This is a genomic window from Cupriavidus sp. LA-1, from assembly GCF_055385985.1.
Map to the genome: position 1 here is coordinate 2412580 of NZ_AP031387.1, position 26118 is coordinate 2438697.

22 protein-coding genes are annotated in these 26118 nt (G+C 68.0%); 16 read left to right on the top strand and 6 right to left on the bottom strand.

The genetic code is table 11. The features are described from left to right. Positions 1–8: 8 nt before the first annotated feature. Positions 9–3122, bottom strand: a complete 3114-nt coding sequence (locus ACZ5MJ_RS11290) for an efflux RND transporter permease subunit (protein WP_464219383.1) — start codon at positions 3120–3122, stop codon at positions 9–11. A 4-nt stretch (positions 3123–3126) separates the two neighbouring features. Further along, the gene (locus tag ACZ5MJ_RS11295; RefSeq protein WP_464219385.1) at positions 3127–4341 is read right to left on the bottom strand and encodes an efflux RND transporter periplasmic adaptor subunit; all 1215 of its coding nucleotides are present in this window, start codon (positions 4339–4341) and stop codon (positions 3127–3129) included. A 353-nt stretch (positions 4342–4694) separates the two neighbouring features. Here ACZ5MJ_RS11295 and hpnD point away from each other — a divergent pair, with 353 nt between their 5' ends. Together hpnD and ACZ5MJ_RS11305 are read left to right on the top strand one after the other, a co-directional pair. Then, on the top strand, positions 4695–5531 hold the full coding sequence (hpnD, locus tag ACZ5MJ_RS11300) for a presqualene diphosphate synthase HpnD (protein WP_464219387.1): 837 nt from the start codon (positions 4695–4697) through the stop codon (positions 5529–5531). Positions 5532–5591: 60 nt separating this feature from the next. Then, positions 5592–6854 (top strand): Zn-dependent hydrolase, encoded by a 1263-nt coding sequence (locus ACZ5MJ_RS11305; RefSeq protein WP_464219389.1) that lies wholly within the window; start codon positions 5592–5594, stop codon positions 6852–6854. A 44-nt stretch (positions 6855–6898) separates the two neighbouring features. On the opposite strand, the gene ACZ5MJ_RS11310 is transcribed toward ACZ5MJ_RS11305, so the two are convergent. Continuing rightward, on the bottom strand, positions 6899–7246 hold the full coding sequence (locus ACZ5MJ_RS11310; protein ID WP_464219390.1) for a hypothetical protein: 348 nt from the start codon (positions 7244–7246) through the stop codon (positions 6899–6901). Positions 7247–7548: 302 nt separating this feature from the next. Here ACZ5MJ_RS11310 and ompR point away from each other — a divergent pair, with 302 nt between their 5' ends. The 6 genes from ompR (at position 7549) to ACZ5MJ_RS11340 (ending at position 13381) form a co-directional block, all read left to right on the top strand. Continuing rightward, positions 7549–8271 carry an osmolarity response regulator transcription factor OmpR gene (gene ompR, locus ACZ5MJ_RS11315; RefSeq protein WP_010810107.1) on the top strand — a complete coding sequence of 241 codons (723 nt, stop codon included), beginning with the start codon at positions 7549–7551 and terminating at the stop codon, positions 8269–8271. Positions 8272–8295: 24 nt separating this feature from the next. Continuing rightward, positions 8296–9645 carry an ATP-binding protein gene (locus ACZ5MJ_RS11320; RefSeq protein WP_432259945.1) on the top strand — a complete coding sequence of 450 codons (1350 nt, stop codon included), beginning with the start codon at positions 8296–8298 and terminating at the stop codon, positions 9643–9645. 226 nt (positions 9646–9871) lie between these two features. After that, a complete protein-coding gene (gene tcuC / locus ACZ5MJ_RS11325) occupies positions 9872–11173 on the top strand; it encodes a tricarballylate/proton symporter TcuC (RefSeq protein ID WP_464219393.1) in 1302 nt (433 codons plus the stop codon). Between the two features lie 307 nt (positions 11174–11480). After that, positions 11481–12029, top strand: coding sequence for a peroxiredoxin (locus tag ACZ5MJ_RS11330; RefSeq protein ID WP_432259943.1), 549 nt, complete (start codon positions 11481–11483; stop codon positions 12027–12029). A 106-nt stretch (positions 12030–12135) separates the two neighbouring features. Then, positions 12136–12657 carry a carboxymuconolactone decarboxylase family protein gene (locus tag ACZ5MJ_RS11335; protein WP_078196041.1) on the top strand — a complete coding sequence of 174 codons (522 nt, stop codon included), beginning with the start codon at positions 12136–12138 and terminating at the stop codon, positions 12655–12657. A 148-nt stretch (positions 12658–12805) separates the two neighbouring features. Next, positions 12806–13381, top strand: a complete 576-nt coding sequence (locus tag ACZ5MJ_RS11340) for a GNAT family N-acetyltransferase (RefSeq protein ID WP_464219395.1) — start codon at positions 12806–12808, stop codon at positions 13379–13381. Here ACZ5MJ_RS11340 and ispF read toward each other — a convergent pair whose 3' ends face one another. Further along, on the bottom strand, positions 13382–13891 hold the full coding sequence (gene ispF, locus ACZ5MJ_RS11345; protein ID WP_464219396.1) for a 2-C-methyl-D-erythritol 2,4-cyclodiphosphate synthase: 510 nt from the start codon (positions 13889–13891) through the stop codon (positions 13382–13384). A gap of 4 nt (positions 13892–13895) precedes the next feature. Then, positions 13896–14708 carry a 2-C-methyl-D-erythritol 4-phosphate cytidylyltransferase gene (gene ispD, locus ACZ5MJ_RS11350; protein ID WP_464219397.1) on the bottom strand — a complete coding sequence of 271 codons (813 nt, stop codon included), beginning with the start codon at positions 14706–14708 and terminating at the stop codon, positions 13896–13898. Between the two features lie 137 nt (positions 14709–14845). Between ispD and mfd the strand changes: the two genes are divergently transcribed. From mfd to ACZ5MJ_RS11390, 8 genes are all read left to right on the top strand, one after another. After that, on the top strand, positions 14846–18295 hold the full coding sequence (gene mfd, locus ACZ5MJ_RS11355; protein ID WP_464219398.1) for a transcription-repair coupling factor: 3450 nt from the start codon (positions 14846–14848) through the stop codon (positions 18293–18295). Positions 18296–18374: 79 nt separating this feature from the next. Beyond that, positions 18375–19592 (top strand): acetylornithine deacetylase, encoded by a 1218-nt coding sequence (gene argE, locus ACZ5MJ_RS11360; RefSeq protein ID WP_464219399.1) that lies wholly within the window; start codon positions 18375–18377, stop codon positions 19590–19592. Between the two features lie 121 nt (positions 19593–19713). Then, on the top strand, positions 19714–21093 hold the full coding sequence (locus ACZ5MJ_RS11365; RefSeq protein ID WP_464219400.1) for an amidohydrolase: 1380 nt from the start codon (positions 19714–19716) through the stop codon (positions 21091–21093). Between the two features lie 116 nt (positions 21094–21209). Then, a complete protein-coding gene (gene serB, locus ACZ5MJ_RS11370) occupies positions 21210–22064 on the top strand; it encodes a phosphoserine phosphatase SerB (protein ID WP_464219401.1) in 855 nt (284 codons plus the stop codon). Between the two features lie 212 nt (positions 22065–22276). Then, positions 22277–22564, top strand: coding sequence for a hypothetical protein (locus ACZ5MJ_RS11375; protein ID WP_464219402.1), 288 nt, complete (start codon positions 22277–22279; stop codon positions 22562–22564). After that, a complete protein-coding gene (locus ACZ5MJ_RS11380; RefSeq protein ID WP_464219403.1) occupies positions 22561–22872 on the top strand; it encodes a hypothetical protein in 312 nt (103 codons plus the stop codon). Before ACZ5MJ_RS11375 ends, ACZ5MJ_RS11380 begins: the two co-directional genes overlap by 4 nt. A 10-nt stretch (positions 22873–22882) precedes the next feature. After that, complete coding sequence (locus ACZ5MJ_RS11385; protein ID WP_464219404.1) at positions 22883–24514, top strand: PepSY-associated TM helix domain-containing protein; 1632 nt, start codon at positions 22883–22885, stop codon at positions 24512–24514. 116 nt (positions 24515–24630) lie between these two features. Further along, positions 24631–24870 (top strand): DUF2789 domain-containing protein, encoded by a 240-nt coding sequence (locus ACZ5MJ_RS11390; protein WP_432259932.1) that lies wholly within the window; start codon positions 24631–24633, stop codon positions 24868–24870. On the opposite strand, the gene ACZ5MJ_RS11395 is transcribed toward ACZ5MJ_RS11390, so the two are convergent. Continuing rightward, the gene (locus ACZ5MJ_RS11395) at positions 24867–26102 is read right to left on the bottom strand and encodes a cystathionine beta-lyase (RefSeq protein WP_464219405.1); all 1236 of its coding nucleotides are present in this window, start codon (positions 26100–26102) and stop codon (positions 24867–24869) included. The genes ACZ5MJ_RS11390 and ACZ5MJ_RS11395 overlap by 4 nt on opposite strands. Between the last annotated feature and the right edge of the window lie 16 nt (positions 26103–26118).

The window sequence follows — 26118 nt, forward strand, 5'->3', positions numbered from 1 at the left end:
GCGGCGCTTCAGCCCGCCAGCGCCCCCACCCCGTCCTCCGGCCGCCTGACGCGGAACCACGCCGCGTACAGCGCCGGCAGGAACAACAGCGTCAGCACCGTGGCAACGATCAGCCCGCCCATGATCGCCACCGCCATCGGCCCCCAGAACATCGAGCGCGACAGCGGGATCATCGCCAGCACCGCCGCGGCGGCGGTCAGGATGATCGGCCGGAAACGGCGCACCGCGGCTTCGACGATGGCGGTCCATTGCGGCACGCCGGCGCTGACGTCCTGCTCGATCTGGTCGACCAGGATCACCGAATTGCGGATGATCATGCCCAGCAGCGCGGTAATGCCGAGCTGCGCCACAAACCCCATCGGCGCGCGCAGCAGCAACAGCGTGGCGGCGGCACCGATCAGCCCCAGCGGGCCGGTCAGGAACACCATGGTCGCGCGCGAGAAGCTGTGCAGCTGCAGCATCAGCAGCGTGAAGATGATGAAGATGCACAGCGGCAGCTGCGCCGCGATGGAGGCACCGGCCTTGCCGCTCTCCTCTTCCGCGCCGGCCACGCTGATGCGGTAGCCCGGCGGCAGCTGCGCGCGCAGCTTGTCGAGTTTCGGGCTGATCTGCGCGGTCACCGTCGGGCCCTGGATGCCGTCGACCACGTCGGCCTGCACGGTCACGCCGAAGTCGCGGTTCTCGCGCCACACCACACCCGGTTCCGAGCGCAGCGCCACGCGCGCCACCTGCGTCAGCGGCACCATGCGGCCCGTATTGGTCGGCACCAGCATGTTGTTCAGGTCAGAGATCGCATCGCGCTCATTGCGCGGGGTGCGCATCAGGATGTCGATCAGCTTGTCGCCGTCGCGGTACTGGCCCACCGGCACGCCGGTCAGCACGGTCTGCGTGACGCGGGCGATGGCATTGGTGGTCACGCCCAGCGCGCGCGCCTTGTCCTGGTCGATCTCCAGGCGCAGCATCTTGACGTTCTCATTCCAGTTGTCGTTGACGCCGACGGTATTGGGGTTGGCGCGCATCTCGGCCTTGACCTGGTCGGCCAGCTGGCGTACCCCGGCGGCGTCCGGCCCGATCACGCGGAACTGCACCGGATAAGCCACCGGCGGCCCATTCGGCAGCAGCTTGACGCGGCCACGCAGGTACGGGAACTCGGCATCCAGCAGCTTGATGACGCGGCGGCGCAGCGCGTCACGCGCCTCGGTGCTGACCGGCATCACGATCACCTGTGCCACGTTGGTCTGCGGGAAGATCTGGTCCAGCGGCAGGTAGAAGCGCGGCGCCCCGGAGCCGACGAAGGTGGCCAGGCTTTCGACGTCCTTGTCCTTGCCGACCAGTTGCTCGAAGCGCTTGGCCTCGGTCTCCATCTGGGCAAAGCTGGTGCCCTCGGGCATCCAGAGCTCCACCATCAGCTCGGGGCGGCTGGAATCCGGGAAGAACTGCTTCTCGACGAACTTGAAGGCGTAGAGGCCCAGCGCAAAGGCCACCAGCGTGATCGCGATCACCAGCTTGCGCCAGGTCACGCACCAGTCCACCAGCCGGCGGAAGCGCGCATAGAACGGCGTGTCAAAGACTTCGTGGGCCTCGGCCGCACCGGTGCCGCGGGTCTTGAGCAGCAGGTAGCCCAGGTAGGGCGTGAAGTAGACCGCCGCCAGCCACGACAGCACCAGTGCCAGCGCCGTCACCGCAAAGATCGCGAAGGTGTACTCGCCCACGGTCGAGCGCGCCAGGCCCACCGGCAGGAAACCGGCCGCGGTGATCAGCGTGCCGGTCAGCATCGGCATTGCCGTGGAGGTGTAGGCGAAGGTGGCCGCCTCCATCTTGGAGAGGCCCTCCTCCAGCTTGCGCACCATCATCTCGACCGCAATGATGGCGTCGTCGACCAGCAGCCCCAGCGCCACGATCAGCGCCCCCAGCGATATCTTGTGCAGGCCGATGCCGAAGATATGCATGAACAGGAAAGTCACCGCCAGCACCAGCGGGATGGTCAGCGCCACCACCAGGCCCGGGCGCACGTCCAGCCGCAGCGGCCGCGTATGCAGGCCCAGCGAGACAAAGCTGACGGCCAGCACGATCACCACCGCTTCAATCAGCACGTGCACGAACTCGCCGACCGAGCGCTTGACGGCCTCAGGCTGGTCCTGCACCTGGTCCATCTCGATGCCCACCGGCAACTGGGTGCGCAGCCCGTCGAACGCGGTGCGCAGGTTCTTGCCGAGCTCGATGATGTCGCCGCCCTTCTGCATCGAGATCCCCAGCCCGATCACGTCCTTGCCGTTGAAGCGCATGCGCGTCTGGGTCGGATCGACATAGCCGCGGTAGACGTGCGCGATGTCGCCGAGGCGGATATTGGCGATGCCGTTGGGCCCGCGCAGCACCAGGTTCTCCAGGTCTTCGACACTGGCGAACTGGCCCGACAGGCGCACCTGCAGGTTGTCGGTCGGGGTGACCAGCACGCCGCTGCCGGTCAGGTTGTTCTGCTGCGAGATCTGGTCGGCAATGGCGTTGATATCCAGCCCCAGCTGGGCAAAGCGCGCCTGGTTGAAGTCGATATAGACCTTCTCGTCCTGCAGGCCGATCAGCGACACCTTGGCCACCGACGGCACGCGCAGCAACTCCTGGCGCACCAGGTCGGCGTACTCGCGCAGCTCCTTGTAGCTGAAGCCGTCGGCCGAGAGCGCGTAGATGGTGCCGTACACATCGCCGAATTCGTCGTTGAAGAACGGCCCGCGCACGCCGGCGGGCAGCGTCTGCTGGATGTCGCCGATCTTCTTGCGCACGGTGTACCAGATCTGCGCGGTCTCCTTGGCCGGCGAGGTGTCCTTGAGCTGGAAGATCACCGTGGTCTCGCCCGGCTTGGAGAAGCTGCGGATCTTGTCCGCATAGGGCACTTCCTGCAGCTGGCGCTCGATCTTGTCGGTGACCTGGACAGCGATCTGCTCGGCGGTGGCGCCGGGCCAGAAGGCCTGCACCACCATCACGCGGAAGGTAAACGGCGGATCCTCGTCCTGGCCCAGCTGGAAGAATGCCAGCATGCCGCCAAGCAGCAGCACCACCAGCAGGTAGCGGGTCAGCGGCTGGTGCTCGAGCGCCCAGCGCGACAGGTTGAAGCGGGAATGGTCCATCCGCTCACCCCTGCCTCGGGGTGGCGGCCGGTACCGATGCCGGGGCCGACGCAGGTGCCGCTGCAGGCGCGGCCGTCTGCAGCGGACGCACCTTCTGGCCCGCGCGCAGCAGGTGGACCCCGGCGGTGACGATGGTCTGGCCAGGCGCGAGGCCCTGGCGCACCTCCACCTCGTTGCCGATGGCATCGCCCAGCGTCACCGCCACCGGCTTCACCGTGCCGGCCGCGGCGTCATAGATCCAGACCTGGTTGCGGCCCTGCTCCTGCAGGAGCGCGGTCAGCGGCACCCGGATCGCCGGGGTGGCGCCGGTGCGCACGAAGGTCACCACCGCGGTCATGCCGAGCTTGAGGTCGGCGGGCGGGTTCGGCACCGTCACGCGGGTGGCATAGGTGCGGGTGACCGGGTCGGCCGCCGCGGCGATCTCGCGCACGCGGCCGGGCAGCGCGCGTTGCGGGTCAGCCCAGGTATGGATAGTCACGTCGCTAATGCCGCGCAGCAGGTCGACCTGGTCTTCGGGCAGGCCGATGGCCACTTCCTTCTCCGCCGTCTGCGCCACGCGCACCACCGGCTGGCCAGGGGTGACGACCTGGCCCACCTCGGCATCGATGGCCGTGACCACGCCGTCGGCGTCGGCATGCAGCACGGCATAGGCAGTCTGGTTGGACTGGCTGCGCAGCCCGGCTTCGGCCTGGCGCAGCCGCGCTTCGGCGGCATCGTAGGTGGCCTGGCGCCGGTGCTGCTCGGCGGCACTGATAAAGCCCTTGGCGAACAGGTCGTTGTAGCGCTTCAGGTCGCTGGCCGCCAGGTCGCGGTCAGTCTTCGCGGCCTCGAACTGGGCCCGCGAGCCGGCTTCGGCCAGCGACAGGTCGGTCGGGTCCAGCCGCGCCAGCGGCTGGCCCTTGCTGACCACCGCCCCGACATCCACCAGCCGGGCGGCGATCTTGCCCCCCACGCGGAAGCCCAGGCGCGACTCGACGCGCGGGCGCACGTCGCCGGAAAACTCGAAGGCGGTCTTGCCGCTGTGCGGGCTCAGCTGCATCAGGCGCACCGGGCGGACCTCCGGCGCCGGCTCGGCCTTCTTGCCACAACCGGCCAGGACGAGCATGCTGGCGGTCAAAAGTGCGGCCACGACCATGCCACGGCCGGTGTGGCGCGGCAGCATCGTAACGACAGGGGTATCTGCAGCCGCAACTTCCGGCACTTGGCAAAGCACTGGCATCGGTAGGCAACGAGTCGGATGGGTACAACTGACGAGACGGGCCGGTGGCCGCAGCCCCCTGTGCCGACCTTGTGCCGGGGAAGCCGGCGGGCTGGCGGACGGGCCGCCGGGAACCGGCGCCGGCAATAAATAACTTGCCGGTCAGCAATATAACGACGACCCCGGGGTGCGTCAAACGGCAGGCGACGAAACGGCTGGAATGAACATTCAGATGTCGTTCCGGGCCGGTAAGTTGCGCTGACAGCGCTTCGGCATGGGCGACCATACCCTGCCCGGCGCGATGCTACAATCCGGCGCGCCGCTGCCGCCTCCCTCCCTGGCGCTTCCCCCCATATCTTCGACCCGAGACCGGCGTGACGCCCGATCAGTATTGCCAAGAGAAAGTCGCCCAGAGCGGCTCGAGCTTCTATTACAGCTTCCTGTTCCTGCCGGCCGAGCGCCGCCGCGCCATCACCGCGCTGTACGCGTGGTGCCGCGAGGTCGACGATGTGGTCGACGACAGCCATGATGCCGGCCTGGCGCACCAGCAGCTGGACTGGTGGCGCGCCGAACTGCGCCGCCTGTTCGACGGCGCGCCGACCCATCCGACCACCAAGGCCCTGCAGCCGCACGTGGCCGGCGCCGGCCTGAGCCAGGCCGAGATGGCCGAGGTGCTGGAAGGCATGGAGATGGACCTGACCCAGACCCGCTACCTGGATGAAGCCGGCCTGGCCCGCTACTGCCATTGCGTCGCCGGCGTGGTCGGGACCCTCAGCGCGCGGCTGTTCGGCTACACCGAACCCCGGACACTGGTCTTTGCCGAAAAGCTCGGCCAGTCGCTGCAGCTGGTCAATATTCTGCGCGATGTCGGCGAAGACGCCCGGCGCGGGCGCATCTACCTGCCGGTCAACACGCTGCAGCAGTTCCAGGTGCCGGCCTCGGAGATCCTGAAGGGCCAGCATTCCGAGCGCTTTGTCGCGCTGATGCAGTACCACGCCGGCCGCGCCCGCGCGCTATACCATGAGGCCCTGGCGCTGCTGCCCAGGCAGGATCGCCGGGCCCAGCGTGCCGGCCTGCTGATGGGCGCGATCTACCACGCGCTGCTCGACGAGCTGGAAGCCAGCCAGTTCCAGGTGCTGCACCAGCGCATCGCGCTGACGCCGCTGCGCAAGCTGTGGATCGCCTGGAAGACCTGGGTGCGCAACAGCTAGCGCCCTGCCCCCCGGCCCCTGTTCCTTTCTCCACTTCGCCCCGTCCCGAGCCGTACCGCCATGACGCAGACCTCCGCTTCCCTCGGCGACACCATCCTCGCCCACGCCGACCAGCTCGCCCGTTTCTCCGACATGGAAGACGGGCTGACCTGCGCCTACCTGACCCCGGCCCACCGCGCCGCGCAGGCCCGGCTTGCGCAGTGGATGGAGGCGGCCGGCATGCAGGTGCGGATCGACGCCATCGGCAACGTCATCGGCCGCTATGCGGCCGACCCGGCCGTGCCCGACGCGCGCGTGCTGATGACCGGCTCGCACTTCGACACCGTGCGCAATGGCGGGCGCTATGACGGCCGGCTTGGCATCCTGCTGCCGATCGCCGTGGTCGGCGCCCTCAACCAGGCCGGTATCCGCCTGCCCTATCACTTCGAAGTGGTGGGATTCGCCGAAGAGGAAGGCCTGCGCTTCAAGACCAGCTTCCTGGCCAGCAGCGTGCTGGCGGGCCGCTTCGATCCCGCGCTGCTGGAGCGCCAGGACGCCGACGGCATCACGCTGCGCGAGGCCCTGGCGGCATCTGACCTGCCCGGCGCGGGCGAGCTGCAAGCCCTGCGCGCCGCGGCGGTCGATCCGGCGTCGCTGCTGGGTTTTATCGAAGTGCATATCGAACAGGGACCGGTGCTGCTGCACCATGGCCTGGCGCTGGGCGTGGTCACGCAGATCGCGGGCAGCAGCCGCTTCACGGTGCGGGTCGAAGGCCTGGCCAGCCACGCCGGCACCACGCCGATGGGCATGCGCCGCGACGCCGCCGCGGGCGCAGCCGAGATGATCCTGCTGGTGGAGCAGCGCTGCGCCGCGGCGCCGACGCTGGTCGGCACGGTGGGGCAGTTGCAGGTGCCCAACGGGTCAAGCAATGTCATCCCGGCGGCCTGCACCTTCTCGATGGACATTCGCGCCGGCGAGGATGGCATCCGCGAGGCCGCCATCGCCGACATCGTCGCCGGCATCGGCGAGATCGCCGGGCGGCGCGGGCTGACCGCGCAGGTGGAGCGCGTGCCCCCGGTCAACAACGCGCCATGCGCGCGCTGGCTGATGGACCAGTTCGGGGCGGTGCTGAAAAAGCGCGGGCTGCAGGCGTTCGAGCTTCCCTCCGGCGCGGGCCATGACGCCATGATGATGCAGCGCATCACCGATGTGGCCATGCTGTTCGTGCGTTGCGGCAACGGCGGCATCAGCCACAATCCGCTGGAAACGATCACGGCGGAGGATGCGCAACTGGCGGCGGAGGTCTTCGTGGATTTCCTGCGGCACTTCCAGCCGCGCAGCTAATGGCCGCAGTGGCGTACCATGGAACGAAGCACGAAACGAACGATTCAGCCGCCCCGATAGATATCGCGCCCGAAGTCGTAGAGGTTCTTGCGCAGCTTGCGGCGCTCATCCGGCGACAGGCGCGAGCCGCTGCGGTCGTCCACGCGCCGGCGCTCGGCCTCGCGCTGCTCGGCGCGGTGGCGCTCGGCACGGGCCCGGGCCTCGCGCTGGCCGTTGCCAGGATCGCTGGCCTGGCTCGAGGGATGGCGCTTGAGCAGGTTGGCCATACCTGCCGATTGCGCCAGTGCCGTCCCGGCCGGCATGCACAGCGCCAGCGCGGCCAGCGCCAGTGCAAGGCATGCGCCGGCGATACCTTGCTGCGGATGCCCGTGCCGGGTTCGGTTCACTTTCATTGATAATGGCGGTTTTGGCTTCGGGAAAACGCAGTGGTTGGACTGCCCTGAAGCCTGGAATTCCGGTACCCCGTCAGGCGCCGCACCCTCTGCAAGCATCGCGCCAGCGCGGGCTGGGCAGGCTGGCCGGAGCAGTGGATCGTCCGGTGCAAATGCGTGGAAATCTGCCGCGCATGGCGCCGAAAAAGACGGATTGCGCAGTGTAATCGCACGAATGGTGCACACTGCCATACCACGGGGTAAAGTATGTAACGTTTTGTTAAGCCATTTTGAGCGAAAGCGATAGTCGCTAAGATACCGCCATGGAAAATACCAGCCACAAGATTCTTGTCGTCGACGATGACCCGCGTCTGCGCGATTTGCTGCGCCGCTATCTGGGCGAACAGGGTTTTACCGTGCTGGTGGCGGAAAACGCCACCGCGATGAACAAGCTCTGGCTGCGCGAGCGTTTCGACCTGCTGGTGCTGGATCTGATGATGCCCGGCGAAGACGGCCTGTCGATCTGCCGCCGGCTGCGCGGGGCCAATGACCAGACCCCGATCATCATGCTCACCGCCAAGGGCGAGGACGTGGACCGCATCGTCGGCCTGGAAATGGGCGCCGACGACTACCTGCCCAAGCCGTTCAACCCGCGCGAACTGATCGCGCGCATCCACGCGGTGCTGCGCCGCAAGGGCCCGGCCGAAGTGCCCGGCGCCCCGTCGGAAACGCCCGAGACCTTCGCCTTCGGCGACTTCGTGCTGAACCTGGCCACGCGCACGCTGACCAAGAACGACGAGGAAATCACGCTGACCACGGGTGAATTCTCGGTGCTCAAGGTGTTTGCCCGCCATCCGCGCCAGCCGCTGTCGCGCGAGAAGCTGATGGAAATGGCGCGCGGCCGTGAATACGAAGTGTTCGACCGCAGCCTGGACGTGCAGATCTCGCGCCTGCGCAAGCTGATCGAGCCGGACCCGAGCAACCCCCGTTTCATCCAGACGGTGTGGGGCCTGGGCTACGTCTTCATCCCCGATGGCGTGAAATAACCGATTGCGGCCGCTGTTCCTATCGTGGCGACCGTAATCGGCCGTACCGCAACGCGGTTCTTTGGTTCGCTGTTCTGGCGGACCTTCATGCTGATCGCCCTGTTGCTGGCGATCTCGCTGGGCATCTGGTTCCAGAGCTACCGGCTGTTCGAACGCGCCCCGCGCGCGCAGCAGATCGCCATGCAGGTGGTCAGCGTGGTCAAGCTCACGCGCGCCGCGCTGCTCTATTCCGACCCCGCGCGGCGGCGTTTCCTGCTGCTCGACCTGGTGCAGAACGAAGGCATCAAGGTCTATCCGCGCGAGAAGGATGACGACTTCGCCGCGCCCACTGCCAACCCGTTCCTGACCACGCTGGTGCAGCAGGAGATCCGCAGCCGCCTGGGCGAGGACACGGTGCTGGCCACCACCGTCAACGACATCCCCGGCGTGTGGGTCAGCTTCGAGATCGAGGGCGACGACTACTGGGTGGCGATCAGCCCCGAGCGCTTCGAGCGCGTGCCCGGCATCCAGTGGCTGTGGTGGAGTATTGCCGCACTGCTGCTGTCGATCATCGGCGCCGCCTTTATCACCGCGCGCGTCAACTACCCGCTCAAGCGGCTGGCCAACGCCGCGCGCGCCATCGGTGCCGGCGGCGCCCCGCCGGCGCTGCCCGAGCATGGCGCCAGCGAAGTGGCGCTGGCCAACCACAGCTTCAACCAGATGGTGCGCGACCTGCGCCAGCTCGACGACGACCGCGTGGTGATGCTGGCCGGCATCTCGCACGACCTGCGCACGCCACTGACGCGGCTGCGGCTGGAAACCGAGATGTCGCCGATGGACGGCGTCACGCGCGACGCCATGATCGCCGACATCGAGCAGATGGACGCCATCATCGGCCAGTTCCTCAACTACGCGCGCCCGCCGCTGGAGACCGTCGAGCCGGTGGACCTGTCGGCACTGGTGCACGATGCCGTGGGCGTCTATGCGGCGCACGACGACGTGCGCGTGCATGTGCGCGCCAACGAGCCGGTGATGGCGGTGGCCAACCGCATGGAAGTGCAGCGCATCCTGGACAACCTGGTCGAGAACGCGCGCCGCTATGCCAAGGACGAGCAGAGCGGCATGGCCGTGGTGGAAATCTCCACGCGCGTGGACGACAAGGAAGCCGTGCTGACCGTGGCCGACCATGGCATAGGCGTGCCCGACGGCCAGCTGTCGCTGCTCACGCGGCCGTTCTACCGGCTCGACAGCGCACGCAGCGAGGCCAAGGGCGCCGGGCTGGGCATGTCCATCGTCAACCGCATCATGCAGCGCAACGGCGGCCGGCTGCTGCTGGCCAACCGCGCCGCCCCGGCCACGGGGCTGGTGGTCAGCGCGTGCTTCCGGCGCGCCTGATCAGTCATATTGCACGCGAATCCGGCACTTTGACAGGTTTTCGACAGCCGTTGATAGCCTTCTGAAAGGTATTTGACAGGGCAATGACAGGGGGCTCGGCGCACACTGGCCCCCGTCATCAGGCCCGCGGCGATCCTTCCCCTCACGGCGCGGCCCGCGCGCGCCTGGCTGACTTCTCCGAAATAATCATGCCGCCGGCTCGACCGGCGGTGACTGAGAGACAGCCATGTCAGATACCTCCGCGGCCACCCCTGGCTCGCAGCACGGATTCCGCACCGTGTTCCGCGTTGTCAGCGGCAATTTCCTGGAAATGTATGACTTCATGGTGTACGGCTTCTACGCCGCCGCCATTGCGAAGACGTTCTTCCCGAGCGGCAACGAGTTCGCCTCGCTGATGCTCTCGCTCGCCACCTTCGGCGCGGGCTTCCTGATGCGGCCGCTGGGCGCGATCGTGCTGGGCGCCTATATCGACCGCCACGGCCGCCGCAAGGGCCTGATCATGACACTGGCGCTGATGGCCCTGGGCACGCTGCTGATCGCCTGCGTGCCGGGCTATGCCTCCATCGGCGTGGCCGCGCCGCTGCTGGTGCTGGCCGGGCGGCTGCTGCAAGGCTTCTCCGCCGGTGTCGAACTGGGCGGGGTCTCGGTCTACCTGTCGGAAATCGCCAAGCCCGGGCGCAAGGGCTTCTATGTCGCCTGGCAGTCAGGCAGCCAGCAGGTGGCGGTGATCTTCGCCGGCCTGCTCGGCGTGATCCTGCATGCCACGCTGGCACCGGCGCAGATGGACGAATGGGGCTGGCGCGTCCCCTTCCTGGTCGGTTGCCTGATCGTGCCGTTCCTGTTCCTGATCCGCCGCTCGCTGGAAGAGACCGAAGCCTTCAAGGCGCGCAAGCACCGCCCCGCCATTGGGGAGATCTACCGCTCCATGCTGGAGAACTGGCGCATCATTCTGGCCGGCTGCATGATGGTGGTGATGACCACGGTGTCGTTCTACATGATCACCGCGTACACGCCGACTTTCGGCAAGACCGTGCTGAAGCTGGACGATGTCGACAACCTGATCGTCACCATGTGCGTGGGCCTGTCCAACTTTATCTGGCTGCCGCTGATGGGTGCGCTGTCGGACCGCATCGGGCGCAAGCCGCTGCTGGTGTTCTTCACCGTGGCGACGCTGCTGACCGCCTACCCCGCCGTGTCGTGGCTGGTGGCCGAACCGTCGTTCTCGCGGCTGCTGATGGTGGAGCTGTGGCTGTCGTTCCTGTATGGCAGCTATAACGGTGCGATGGTGGTGGCGCTGACCGAGATCATGCCGGCCGCGGTGCGTACCACCGGCTTCTCGCTGGCGTACAGCCTGGCGACCGCGCTGTTCGGCGGCTTCACGCCGGCAATCTCGACTTACCTGATCCACGCCACCGGCAACAAGGCGGCACCGGGACTGTGGCTGATGTTCGCCGCCATGTGCGGGCTGGTCGCCACGCTGGTGATCTTCCGTACGCGCCGCGCGGAGCCTGCCATGCATCCGGCCTGACCATGACGGGTTGAACTCGCCGCAATCGTCACCAACTTGCCATGAGCGGGCCCATCGCGCATGGCATACTTGCCCTTCCGCATCGAGGCCGCGCGGCTGGCGCCGCGCAGCTGCCCGTGCCGGGATTCGCTCCGTGCGTCACATGCTTTGCCTATCGGGCTGTTTGAGAATATCAATTAGCCCCGTGCCGGATGATGACGCATAATCACGTTTTGTCGCGGTGCATTGCAGCAAAGTCTGGTACCGGTCCCACGCCGGCAGCGCTGCAGCCGTACCCGTTTCATTGCAACCGTATCAGGAGAAGTCTATGAAGACCGTTGGTGACAAGCTCGAAGCCTTCCACGTCGTCGGTGTCAAGCCGGGATTCAACAATCACGAAGAGAACGGCCAGTCGGCTTTCGAAGACATCACCGAAAAGTCGTTCGAAGGCAAGTGGAAGGTCATCTACTTCTACCCGAAGGACTTCACCTTCGTGTGCCCGACCGAAATCGTGGCCTTCGCCAAGCTGAACGGCGACTTCGCCGACCGCGACGCGATCGTGCTGGGCGGCTCGACCGACAATGAGTTCGTCAAGCTGGCATGGCGCCGCGAGCACAAGGACCTGAGCAAGCTGAACCAGTGGCAATTCGCCGACGTGACCGGTTCGCTGATCGACCAGCTGGGCGTGCGTGACCGCGCTGCCGGCGTTGCCCTGCGCGCAACCTTCATCGTCGACCCGGACAATGTGATCCAGCACGTGTCGGTGAACAACCTGAACGTGGGCCGCAACCCGGAAGAAGTCCTGCGTATCCTGGACGGTCTGCAAACGGACGAGCTGTGCCCGTGCAACCGTGCCGTTGGTGGCGCCACGCTGTAATTTGCTGCCAGTCGCCCGACACCGTGGCGATTCGCGGAGGGCCCTGCCCTCCGCATCAAAACCCGCTTGCGCGGGTTTTTTGAGCCCCGACCGATAGGAGAAATAGATGGAATTCCTCAGCACGATTAAGAATCTTATCCCCGATTTCGCCAAGGACATCCGACTGAACGTGGACGGCACCATCGCGCGCTCTTCGCTGGAAGGCAACGATGCGGTGGGCGTGGCGCTGGCGGCGGCGTTCGCGGCACAGAGCAAGGTGCTGGTGGATGCCATCCGCAACGCCGGTGTGCTGTCGCCCGAGGAAACCAACGGCGCGCTGACTGCCGCTGCGCTGATGGGCATGAACAACACCTGGTACCCGTATGTCGAAATGGCCGACGATCCGGACCTGGCCACCCAGCCGGCCGGCCTGCGCATGAACGCCTACGCCACCCATGGCGGCGTGGACAAGCGCCGTTTCGAGATGTACGCGCTGGCCGCCTCGATCGTGGGCAAGTGCCACTTCTGCGTGAAGTCGCACTACCAGCTGCTGAAGAATGAACAAGGCATGACCGCGCAGCAGCTGCGCGACGTCGGCCGCATCGCCGCGGTGATCGTGGCTGCCGCCAACGTGATCGCCGCGCAGTAAGCCCCGCCACGGGCGCCGTAGCACAGCAGCCGGCGGCTTCCCATCGGGAATTGCCGGCTGTTCCGATCCTGCAACCGCCCCGCGCCAGGGCTGCACAGGTGCGGTGATCCGCCTACAATCCAGGCAAGACACGCACTTTCAGGCTGCCATGACCCTGCCTTCGCCGACTTCCCCCCGCTTCCACTACCGCCTCGCGGCGGCGCATGACTGGGGCGACATCGCCGCCGTCACGCAACAAGCCTACGGCCAGTATGAGCTGGCCATCATGGAAGACTGCCGCGCGTCGTTCCAGCGCGGCATGCAGGCGGTGCTGGCGACCAGCCATCCGGACATGGAATGGTGGGTGGCGGAGACCGATCACGGCATCATGGGTGCCGTGCTGTTCTGCCATCCCGGCGCCACGCTGCCGGCACTGGACGGCAGCACCATCACCCTGACCCAGCCGGAAGCGCGGCTGCTGTCGGTCAGCCCGCAGGCGCGGGGCCTGGGCCTGGGCCGCACGCTGATGCAGATCTGCATCCAGCGCGCGCGCGATATCGGCGCGTCCACGCTGGTGGTGCGCACCATGCCGGAAATGGCATCGGCCATCCGGCTATGCCAGCAGATGGGCTTTACCAAGCGCACCGAAGCCGGCGCGCGCACCGGCGCGATGGCCCGCCTGATCGACTACGCCTACGCCATCCCGCCGGATCACGCCGCGGCGCCAGACGCGGCGCAGCCCTGATCAGTCCTGCGCGTCGCCTACCGAGGCGCGCCAGAGCAGCACCGCGGCCTGCGCCACGATGCCTTCCTGGCGCCCTTCGAAGCCCAGCTTCTCGTTGGTCTTGGCCTTGACGTTGCAACGCCCGCGCGTAATCCCCAGGTCTTCCGCCAGGTTCGCCACCATCGCACCGATATGCGGCGCCAGCTTGGGCGCCTGCGCGATCACGGTGGCATCCACATTGCCGATTTCATAGCCCGCCTCGCGCACGCGGCGCGCGGCCTCGCGCAGCAGCACACGGCTGTCGGCGCCGGCGAACTGCGCGTCGGTGTCGGGGAAATGGCGGCCGATATCGCCCAGCGCGGCCGCGCCGAAAAGCGCGTCGGTCACCGCGTGCAGCAGCGCATCCGCATCGGAATGGCCCAGCAGGCCGCGATCGTGCGGGATCTCGACCCCGCCCAGGATCAGCTTGCGGCCGGGCACCAGTGCGTGGACGTCATAGCCCTGTCCCACCCGGATATCGAAAGGCATCATGCGGTTATGCTCCTTTGCTGTCGTTGCCCAGCAGCACTTCGGCCAGCGCGAAGTCCTCCGGGTAGGTCACCTTGAAATTGCGCAGCGAGCCGTTGACCAGCCGCGGATGCAGCCCCAGGCGCTCGATCGCGCTGGCCTCGTCGGTCACCACCGCGCCGGCCACCATGGCGTCCTGCAGCGCCTGGCGCAGCACGCCCACGCGGAACATCTGCGGCGTCTGCGCCTGCCACAGCCCTTCGCGCGGCACCGTGGCGCCAATGCGGGCATCGTCCTGGGCACGCTTGAGGGTATCGGGCACCGGCACCGCCAGGATGCCGCCGATGGCGGCGTCCGGATCGTCATCGCCGTCGCTTTCCACCGCGCGCACCAGGGCGTGGATCATCGCCGGGGTCAGGCCCGGGCGCGCGGCATCGTGCACCAGCACCCAGTCGCTGTCGGTTGCGCCCAGCTGCGCCAGGTGGTGCAGGCCGGCCAGCACCGAGGCATGGCGGGTATCGCCGCCGACAAAGGCGGTGTCGAAACGCAACCCCGCAAACGTGGCCGCGCCGAAGCGCGACTCCAGCGGCATGTCGTCGGGCGCCAGCACCAGCGCGGTGGCGTTGATGGCGTCGCACGCCGAGAACGCCGCCAGCGCATACCAGATCATCGGCCGGCCGGCCACGGTCTGGTATTGCTTGGGCACGGCACCGCCGGCGCGGCTGCCGGTACCGGCACAGGGAATCAGGGCAAAGCGGCGAGCGGACACAGGATCGGCGTGGAGTGAAAGAGGCGCGGGCGCCCGCCGGCCAGCATGGCCAGCGGGACAACCGGTGCGCATTCTATAATACGGCCCTTGCCCGTCGCCATGCCGCGCTATCGTACGCAGCAGGTGCCATGGGCACCTGAGGTCCCCTGTTCCGACCCCCGCCCGCAATGCCGGCGGGGTGTCGTCGTTTTGAACGCCCCGCTGCCGACATGCCTGACGCCAAGCCCGCCTTTCCCTTTGTCAACCTGCCGCTGGTCAAGCCGGGGCTGCGCCACAGCGTGGCCGGCCTGCGCGGCTCGGCCGATGCGCTGGCGGTGGCCGCGTACGCACGCCAGCACCGCGAGCGCGCGCCGATGCTGGCCGTGGTCTGCTCCCATGCCGTCGATGCCCAGCGCCTGGCCGAGGAAATCCCCTGGTTCGCGCCGGAACTGCGCGTGCGCCTGCTGCCCGACTGGGAAACCCTGCCCTACGACAGCTTCTCGCCGCACCAGGACCTGGTGTCCGAGCGCCTGGCGACGCTGCACGACATCCAGACCGGGCAATGCGACGTGATGCTGGTGCCGGCCACCACCGCGCTGTACCGGGTCGCGCCGCCAGCGTTCCTGGCCGCCTACACCTTCTTCTTCAAGCAGGGCGAACGGCTGGACGAGAACGCGCTCAAGGCGCAGTTCACGCTGGCCGGCTACGAGCACGTCAGCGCGGTCATGCGTCCCGGCGAATACAGCGTGCGCGGCGGCCTGATCGACCTGTATCCGATGGGTTCGGCGCTGCCGTACCGGATCGACCTGTTCGGCGACGAGATCGAGACCATCCGCGCCTTCGATCCCGACACCCAGCGCAGCCTGTACCCGGTCAAGGAAGTGCGCCTGCTGCCCGGGCGCGAGTTCCCGCTGGACGAAGCTGCGCGCACCGCCTTCCGCGGGCGCTGGCGCGAGGTGTTCGAAGGCGACCCGACCAAGTCGCCGATCTACAAGGACATCGGCAACGGCGTGCCGTCGGCCGGCATCGAGTACTACCTGCCGCTGTTCTTCGAGCACAGCGCAACCGTGTTCGACTACCTGCCCGCCGAAACGCAACTTGCCTTTGCCGGCAATGTCGACGAGGCCATCCGCCGCTTCTGGGCCGACACCACGCAGCGCTACAACTTCATGCGCCACGACCGCGAGCGCCCGCTGCTGCCGCCCGCGGACCTGTTCCTGTCGGAGGAGCAGTTCTTCGTCGCCGCCAAGCCGATGGCGCGGCTGGTGCTGCAGGCCGAGGCCAATGCGGACCAGGCGGCGTTCTCGGCGATCCTGCCCGACGTCTCGGTCAACCGCCGCGCCGACGACCCGCTGGTCAACCTGGAAGCGCTGCTGCTCGACAAGCAGACCCGCGTGCTGATGTGCGCCGACTCGGCCGGGCGGCGCGAGACGCTGCTGCAGCTCTTTGCCGAAAGCGGCCTGCGCCCGCAGCCGGTGGACGACTTTGCCGCGTTCCTGGCGGGCGACTCGCATTTCTCGATCGCGGTGGCGCCGCTGCAGAGCGGCTTTGCGCTGCCGCAGGGGCAGATCGCCTTTGTCACCGAAGCCGAGCTGTATGCCGGCACCACGCGCCGCACCGGCCGCCGCAAGCAGGAGCAGGCTTCCGCTGTCGACTCGATGGTGCGCGACCTGGCCGAACTGAAGATCGGCGACCCGGTGGTGCACAGCGAGCACGGCATCGGCCGCTACCAGGGCCTGGTCACGCTCGACATGGGCCAGGGCGACGAGGAATTCCTGCATCTGGACTATGACAAGGGCAGCAAGCTGTACGTGCCGGTGCATCAGCTGCATGTGATCTCGCGCTACTCCGGCGCCGACCCGGAAACCGCGCCGCTGCATCACCTGGGCTCGGGCCAGTGGGACAAGGCCAAGCGCAAGGCTGCCCAGCAGATCCGTGACACCGCGGCCGAGCTGCTCAACCTGTACGCGCGCCGCGCCGCGCGCGAGGGCTTCGCCTTCCCGCTCTCGCCCAAGGACTACGAGACCTTCGCCGAAAGCTTTGGCTTCGAGGAAACGCCGGACCAGGCCGCCGCCATTGCCGCGGTGATCGCCGACATGACCTCGGGCAAGCCGATGGACCGCCTGGTCTGCGGCGACGTGGGCTTCGGCAAGACCGAGGTGGCCCTGCGCGCGGCCTTTGTCGCGGTGCTGGGCGGCAAGCAGGTGGCGATGCTGGCGCCGACCACGCTGCTGGCCGAGCAGCACTTCCAGACGCTGTCCGACCGCTTTGCCGAATGGCCGGTGCGCATTGTCGAGCTGTCGCGCTTCAAGACCAAAAAAGAGATCGACGCGGCCATCAAGCAGATCAACGAGGGGACCGTCGACATCGTCATCGGCACGCACAAGATCCTGTCCGACCAGGTCAGGTTCGAGCGCCTGGGCCTGGTCATCATCGACGAGGAACACCGCTTCGGCGTGCGCCAGAAGGAGGCGCTGAAGACCCTGCGCGCCGAGGTCGACGTGCTGACCCTGACCGCCACGCCGATCCCGCGCACGCTGGGCATGGCGCTGGAAGGCCTGCGCGACTTCTCGGTGATCGCGACCGCGCCGCAGAAGCGGCTGGCGATCAAGACCTTTGTGCGGCGCGAGGAAGACGGCGTGATCCGCGAGGCCATCCTGCGCGAGCTCAAGCGCGGCGGCCAGGTCTACTTCCTGCACAACGAGGTCGAGACCATCGAGAACAAGCGCGCGCGGCTGGCCGAGCTGGTGCCGGAAGCGCGCATCGCCGTCGCCCACGGCCAGATGCACGAGCGCGAGCTCGAACGCGTGATGCGCGACTTCGTCGCGCGCCGCGACAACATCCTGCTGTGCACCACCATTATCGAGACCGGCATCGACGTGCCGACCGCCAACACCATCCTGATCCACCGCTCCGACAAGTTCGGCCTGGCGCAGCTGCACCAGCTGCGTGGCCGGGTCGGGCGCTCGCACCACCAGGCCTATGCCTACATGCTGGTGCATGACGTCGAAGGCCTGACCAAGCAGGCGCAGCGCCGGCTCGAAGCCATCCAGCAGATGGAGGAACTGGGCTCGGGCTTCTACCTGGCCATGCACGACCTGGAAATCCGCGGCGCGGGCGAGGTGCTGGGCGACAAGCAGTCGGGGGAGATCCACGAGATCGGCTTCCAGCTCTACACCGACATGCTCAACGCCGCGGTCAAGGCGCTCAAGGCGGGCAAGGAGCCCGACCTGATGGCGCCGCTGGCGGCCACCACCGAGATCAACCTGGGCACGCCGGCGCTGCTGCCCAACGACTACTGCGCCGACGTGCACGAGCGCCTGTCGCTGTACAAGCGGCTGGCCAACTGCGAGACCGCGGAACGCGTGGACGATATCCAGGAAGAGCTGATCGACCGCTTCGGGCGGCTGCCGGCGCAAGCGCAGGCGCTGGTCGAAACCCACCGGCTGCGCATCGCCGCGGCGCCGCTGGGCGTGCGCAAGATCGACGCGGGCGAGGCCACCATCAGCGTGCAGTTCGTGCCCAATCCGCCGATCGACGCGATGCGCATCATCGACCTGGTGCAGAAGAACCGCCATATCAAGCTGGCCGGGCAGGACAAGCTGCGCATCGAGGCCAAGATGCCGGACGTGGCGATCCGCGCGCAGACCATCAAGCATACGTTGCGGCAACTGGCGTAGGCGCCATGCCTGTCCTGCATGGACGCGGCGCGCGGCCGGGTGTAGCATCAAATCCTTAACAAGTTAGCGATATCGCCCCATGCCCGCCCACGCCGCTTCCCACCGCCAGCCCGTCACCGAAACCGCCGCGCGCGGCAGCGCGCTTGAATGGACCCAGCGGCTGGTCGCGTACGACACCACCAGCCGCAACTCCAACCTGGGCCTGATCGAGTCGGTGCGCGACCATTTCCTGGCCAAGGGGCTGAAGCCGCATCTGAGCTACAACCCGCAGCAGGACAAGGCCAACCTGTTCGTCACCGTGCCCGCCGCCAACGGCGACACCAACGGCGGCATCGTGCTCTCGGGCCATACCGACGTGGTGCCGGTGGACGGCCAGGACTGGACCACCGACCCGTTCAGGCCGGTGGTGCGCGACGGCAAGCTCTACGGCCGCGGCACCTGCGACATGAAGGGTTTTATCGGCACCAGCCTGTCGCTGCTGCCGGCCATCCTGCAGGCAAGGCTGCGCGAACCGGTGCATTACGCGCTGTCCTTCGATGAAGAGATCGGCTGCATGGGCGCGCCCTACCTGCTGGCCGAGCTGCGCGACCGCGGCGTGACGCCCGGCGGCTGCATCGTCGGCGAACCCACCAGCATGCGCGTGATCGTGGCGCACAAGGGCATCAACGCCTACCGCTGCTGCGTCAGGGGCCAGGCCGCGCATTCGTCGCTGACGCCGCGTGGCGTCAATGCGATCGAATACGCCGCGCGCATGATCTGCTTTATCCGCGACATCGCCGATGAGTTCAAGGCCAACGGCCCGTATGACCAGGCCTTCGACGTGCCCTACACCACCGCGCAGACCGGCACCATCCAGGGCGGCATCGCGCTGAACACCATCCCGGCGCTGTGCGAGTTCGTATTCGAGTTCCGCAACCTGCCCGGCGTGGATCCGGAAGCCATTTATGCGCGCATCCAGGCCTACGCCAACGACGTGCTGCTGCCGAAGATGCGCGCCGAGCATGCCGATGCCGGCCTGACGCTGAGCAAGATCGCCGCCGCGCCGTCGCTGGACGTGGCCGAGCAGGAGGCCATCACGCAACTGGTGCGTGCGCTGACCGCCGACCGCGACACCAACAAGGTCGCCTACGGCACCGAAGCCGGCCTGTTCCAGCGCGCCGGCATTCCGGCCGTGGTGTGCGGGCCTGGCGATATCCAGCAGGCGCACAAGCCGGATGAGTTTGTTTCGCTGGAGCAGCTGGCCGCGTGCGAGGCCTTCCTGCACAAGGTGGTCGACAGCCTGCGCGTGGCGGCCTGATCCCCCTCTGCCGCGTCGTGTGCCCGGCGAAGGCACGCGGCGCGGCGCCCTTCCGGCCACGCTGTCCGGCGTGGCCTCAGCACTGCCTGCATCACACCAACAATAATGAAGGAGACCTTGCATGGCTGTCCGTGATTCCGCATCCCGTTCCACTACCCGCTTCGCGTTGGCCGGCATGGCCCTCGCCGCAGGCCTGCTCTGCCACACCGCGCAGGCCCAGGCGCCGGCCGCACCCGCCAGCGCCGACGCGCTGCACGCACAGATCGAGACCCGCGCCAAGGCGGTCGAGCAGCAGCTGATCGCCTGGCGCCGCGATATCCACCAGCATCCGGAACTGGGCAACTACGAAACCCGCACGGCCGGGCTCGTGGCTGACCATCTGCGCAAGCTCGGCATGGAAGTGAAGACCGGCGTGGCCAAGACCGGCGTGGTCGGCGTACTCAAGGGCGGCAAGCCCGGCCCGGTGGTGGCGCTGCGCGCCGACATGGACGCGCTGCCGGTGAAGGAGCGCGTGGACGTGCCGTTCGCGTCGAAGGCCAAGGGCCAGTACCTGGGCAAGGAAGTGGACGTGATGCACGCCTGCGGCCATGACACCCACGTCGCCATCCTGATGGCCACCGCGGAGGTGCTGGCCGGCATGAAGGACCAGCTGCCCGGCACGGTCAAGTTCATCTTCCAGCCGGCCGAGGAAAGCCCCGCCGACTTCGAGCCCAACGGCTCCAATATGTGGGGCGCCAAGCAGATGGTGTCCGAGGGCGTGCTGGACAACCCCAAGGTCGATGCGATCTTCGGCCTGCATGTGAGCAGCGGCATCGAATCGGGCAAGCTGGGCTGGCGCAGCGGCCCGTCGATGGCGGCGGCCGACCAGTTCTGGATCGACGTCAAGGGCCGCCAGACGCACGGGGCGCGGCCGTGGGGCGGGATCGACCCGATCGTGGTAGCGTCGCAGATCGTGATGGGCCTGCAGACCATCCAGAGCCGCCAGGTCAACGCCATGCTGGAGCCGTCGGTCATCACCGTGGGCGCCATCCACGGCGGCAACCGCATGAATATCGTGCCGGAGAAGGTCGAGATGATGGGCACCGTCCGCACCTATGACGAAGGCATGAAGAAGGACATCCACGCGCGCATGAAGCGCACCACCGAGGCCATCGCCACCAGCGCCGGCGCCGAGGCGAATTTCCGCGTGGTGGAACTGTACAACGCCACCGTCAACCAGCCGGCCCTGACCGAGAAGATGGCGCCCACGCTGCAGCGCGTGGCCGGCGACGGCAACTGGATGATCACGCCCAAGGCGACCGCGTCCGAGGACTTCTCGTTCTACCAGGAGAAGGTGCCGGGCCTGTTCTTCAACCTCGGCGTGACGCCCAAGGGCCAGGATGTGACCAAGGCGGCGTCGAACCACTCGCCCGAGTTCTATGTGGACGAGCCGGCGCTGATCAACGGCGTGCGCGCGCTGTCCAGCCTGACCGTGGACTACATGGTGATGGCGCAGCGCTGAGCGGCTCGCCCGGGGCGCCGCGGGGGGCTACAATAACGGTTTTGCCGCGTTGCAGCCCCCCGCCTTGCCGCCAGCTTTGTGTCGCCAGCCTGGCAGGCGCCCGATCCTCATTCGTCATGCCCCTGATCCTCCAGAGCACCGCCCCGCTTTCCGCCGCCGACCTCGACACCGCCCGCACCCTGGCCCGCGCCTCTGAACCGGTGCTGCGCAGCGACACCGTGGCCGCCGCCGAGGACTGCGCGCCGCTGACGCCGGCGCTGCGCGATGCGCTGGATGACTTCTGCGGCCCGCGCGCGATCGACTGGGCGGTGGTGCCCGCGGGGCGCAAGCTGTCCGACTTCCGCCTGGTGGCGATGGACATGGACTCGACGCTGATCACGATCGAATGCATCGACGAGATCGCCGACTTCTGCGGCCTCAAGGCCGAGGTCTCCGCCATCACCGAAGCCGCCATGCGCGGCGAGATCACCGATTTCAACGAAAGCCTGCGCCGCCGGGTGGCCCTGCTCAAGGGCCTGGACGCGAGCGTGCTGGACCGCGTCTATGACGAGCGGCTGCGGCTGTCGCCGGGGGCCGAGCGCATGCTGCAGACCGTGCAGGCGCTGGGCCTGCGCACGCTGCTGGTGTCGGGCGGCTTCGTGCATTTCACCGAGAAGCTCAAGGCCCGGCTCAAGCTCGACGTGACCCGCGCCAATACCCTGGAAATTGTCGACGGCAAGCTGACCGGCAATGTGGTCGGCGAGATCGTCAATGCCGACGTCAAGGCCCGCACCGTACAGGAAGTCTGCGCCCGGATCGGCGCCACGCCGGACCAGGCCATCGTCATGGGCGACGGCTCCAACGACCTGAAGATGATGGCCGTGGCCGGCCTGTCGGTGGCCTTCCGGGCCAAGCCGGTGGTGCGCACGCAAGCCAGCGTCGCCTTCAACCACGTCGGGCTGGACGGCCTGCTGGCGCTGTTCCCGCACTGATCCCGGGCCGCGGCAAGCGAGGCATCGCACGCCGGGCGGCAAGCGCCCGGCCGGCCCCGCTCACCGGGGCCGACCTCGACAATTCGCGCTTCGGCCAGCGCAAATCCCTCCCCAAGTGCAGATAAATCCCGTCAGGAAGCGAGCCTGCCTGGCGCTTGCTCAATCAAATACGAATCATTATCATTAATGTTTCGTTGATCTGACATTTTCCCATGCAAGTTCTGGCCGTCCTTCTCGGCCTGGCTGGTGCCGCGTGCCTGTACCTGGCCGCGCCCAACCAGGTCCTGCTGCCGCCCGGCGCGATGGCACGACCGCGTGTGCCGGGCTGGCTGGGCCTGGTCCTGGTCACGGTCAGTACCTGGCTCTGGAGCACGACCGACGGCTGGCCCGTGGCGATCGCGGCCAGCCTGGTGACGGTGCCCTGCGCGCTGTCGGTGTGGCCCTTCGTCGGCACCTATGCCGCGCACCGGCGCAACGCCGCACGGGGGCAGCGGGCATGAGCGCGGTGCAGTCCGCGATGGGCACCAAATGGCTGGCCGGCGCGCTGCTCGGACTGCCGCTGGCGGTGGCACTGTGCACGCTGTCGATCCTGTGGTTGCCGGGCGGCTGGGAAACCGGCATCGTCGCGGCCGTGGTGGCCTGCTTGCCAGTCTGGGTGGCCATCATCAGCGCCAGCCTGCGGTTCCGTTCCAGCCGTGCCGCCTGGGTCTGGCTGGGCGGCGCCAACCTGCTCTGCTTCAGCGCGCTGTGGGCGCTGCGCCTGGCCGGGCTGGCGCCGGTTGCACTGGCCGCCCTGCCCGCCTCCTGAGATCGCCATCATGAACACCGCAACCCTGCGCCTGTACCAGACGCTGCATACCTGGGTCGGCCTGATGGCCGGCTGGGCCCTGTTTATCGCCTTCTTTGCCGGGGCGGTCACCGTATTCCACCACGAACTGCATGTGTGGCAGTCGCCGTCGCGGCTCAAGGGCAGCGCGCCGGTCAGGGCCACGGCCGACCCGGCCGCGGTCGACCGCTTCATGCAGAAGCTGGTCACGATCCACCCCGAGGCCGCGGCCAGTTCCTACGTGATCATGCCGTCTGAGGGCGAGCCTGATATCTCGGCCTACTGGCAGGACAAGGCTGGCGAGTGGCAGATGACCACCGACGCGCGCCTGGCGGGCGACGCCGCGATGCAGCGCGACACCTCGCGCGACCGGATGACCGGGGAGTTGTCGGCATTCCTGAACAGCCTGCACTATTCGCTCGGCATCCCGGTCGGCGGCATCTACTTCATGGGCGCGATCTCGGTGCTGTACGGGCTGGCGCTGGTGTCGGGCGTGCTGCTGCACCTGCCGCGGCTGAAGAAGGACCTGTTCGCGGTGCGCCCCGGACGCAACCTGAAGCGCTTCTGGATGGACACCCACAATGTGCTGGGCCTGTTCAGCCTGCCCTTCCACCTGGTCTTTGCCATCACCGGCGCGCTGTTCTGCCTGTCGCTGGTGCTGATGACGGTGTTCAACACGCTGACCGTCGATGGCCGCCTGTTCGAGGCGGTGCCGCGCGCCACCACCGCCGTGCCGGAAGTGGCAGCGGCCGGCCGCGCCGCGCCGACCATGCCCACGGCAACGCTGATGCAGATCGCGCGCGAACACGGCGGCGAGCGCTTCACGCCGGAATCGTTCCGCTTCCAGCGCTATGGCGATGCCAACGCCGTGGTGGAAGTGCGCGGCACCAGCACGCGGGCACTCGGCAACCTGGGCTCGGTCGGCATCCATGCCGCCAGCGGCGAGCCCGACGCGGGCCAGCTGACTGCGAACCAGACCGCCGGCACGCGTGACAGCAACCACGGGCTCTACAGCGCGCTGTATGCGCTGCATTTCGGCACCTTCGGCAAGCTGCCGGTGCGGCTGGTCTACCTGCTGGCGGGGCTGGCCGGCGCCTTCCTGTTCTACTCGGGCAACCTGCTGTGGATCGAGTCGCGGCGCAAGCCGCGCCAGGCCGAGCAGCCGCGCTTGCACCACCTGCTGGCGCAGGCCACCGTCGGCGTGTGCATCGGCTGCTGCATCGGCGTGGCACTGTGCTTTCCGGCGGCGCTGCTGTGGCCGGAGCTGGCGGTGAGCTATACGTATTTCACGGCGTTCGTCCTGGCCTGCGCCTGGGCAATGCTGCGCCCGCCGGTGCGCGCCGCGGTGGAACTGCTCTACGCCGCCGCGCTGGCGTCGCTGACGGTGCCGCTGTCCAACGCGATCCTGACCGGCGACCATCTGCTGCACAGCATCCCCAGCGGGCACTGGATCATCGCCGGTTTCGATATCGGCGCGATCGCGCTGGCCGCGGGCTTTGCCGCCCTGGCGCGCGCCACCCGGCGCCGCGCGCGCAACGGACCGGCGGAGTCGGTCTGGGCGATGCCGCAGCCTGCACCGGCGGCCCAGGGCGCCAGGACGATGCCCGGCACGGATGCCTCCTGAGCGCACGGCCCTGGCATGCAAAACGGACGCAGCAGCGTCCGTTCTTGTTTCCTGGCGCGCCGGCCTGGCCGCGCTGCCCTACACTACCTGAGGCCAACAACACGGAGCCGACCGTCATGGAATCGACCTTCCATCAGTTTTCCGAACTGTTCGCCCAACTCGGCCTGCCCGCTGACGAAGCCAGCATCCGCGGCTTTATCGGCACGCATGCGCCGCTGCCCGACGATATCGAACTGGCCGAGGCGCCGTTCTGGACGCCCGCCCAGGCCACGCTGCTGCGCGACGAACTGCTGGACGACGCCGACTGGGCCGAAGTCGTCGACCAGCTCAACCTCGCGCTAAGGCAGCCCGCCTAGGGTCGGTCGCCTACGCCCAGCGTCGCAGCCATCGCCTGGCGCAGGTCGGCGATCAGGTCGCGCGTGTCTTCCAGGCCGATATAGAGCCGCACCAGCTCGCCGCTATCCTGCCAGCCGGCCGGCGGCCACGTGCCCGCCGGGCGCATGCCCTGCACATGGTAGGGCACGGCCAGGCTGTGGGCCCCGCCCCAGGACCAGCCGATGGCAAACAACTGCAACGCCTCGACGAAAGCATCCACCTGCTGGCGTGTATAGCGTGCACGCAGGATGATGGCAAACAGCCCGCTGGCGCCGCTGAACTCGCGCCGCCAGTTGGCATGGCCCGGGCAATCCGGCAGCGCGGGGTGCAGCACGCGCGCCACCTCGGGCCGCTGGTGCAGCCATTCGGCCACTTCGCGGGCGGCGCGGTCGTGCGCGGCCAGGCGTACCGGCAGGCTCGGCAGCCCGCGCAGCACCAGGTGGCAGTCGTCGGCGGAAACGCCCCAGCCCATCAGCATGCGGGTGCGTTTGAGGCGGTCGTGCAGGGCGTCGTCGCAGGTCAGCACCGCGCCCATCAGCACGTCGCTGCCGCCGGACTGGTACTTGGTCAGCGCCTGCACCGAGATATCGATACCGCGTTCGAACGGACGGAAGTAGATACCTGCCGACCAGGTATTGTCGATCGCGGTCAGCACGCCGCGCGCCCTGGCGGCGGCGACAATGGCGTCGCAGTCGGGCACTTCCATCGTTACCGAACCGGGCGACTCCATCCAGATCAGCCGCGTATCGGGCCGGATCATCGCCGCCAGCGCGGCGGCGTCCATCGGATCGTAGTAGCGCACGGTCACGCCGAATTCGCGTGCCAGCCACTCGCCGTGGTCGCGGTTGGGGCCGTAGACGTTGTGCGGCACCAGCACGTCGTCGCCGCTCTTGAGCAACGCGAAGTAGACCAGCGAGATCGCCGCCAGGCCCGACGGCTGCAGCAACGTGTGGCGCGCGCCTTCGAGCAGCGCCAGGTGCTGGCACAGCGCCTCGCTGGTCGGCGTGGCGTGCAGGCCATAGCGCCAGTAGGTGGTGCTGCCGTCGCCCTGCGCGCGCAGTTCGGCCAGGTTGCGGAACACCACGGTCGAGCCGCGGTGCGTGGCGGGAGAGAACGAGGCAAAGCCGGGGGCGATCTCCAGCTCGGGCTGGACCGCAACGGTTTGCAGGTAATGGGCGGGGGACGCGGGCTTGTCGGATGGCGAATCGGACACGGCGGTTTCCTTGCTG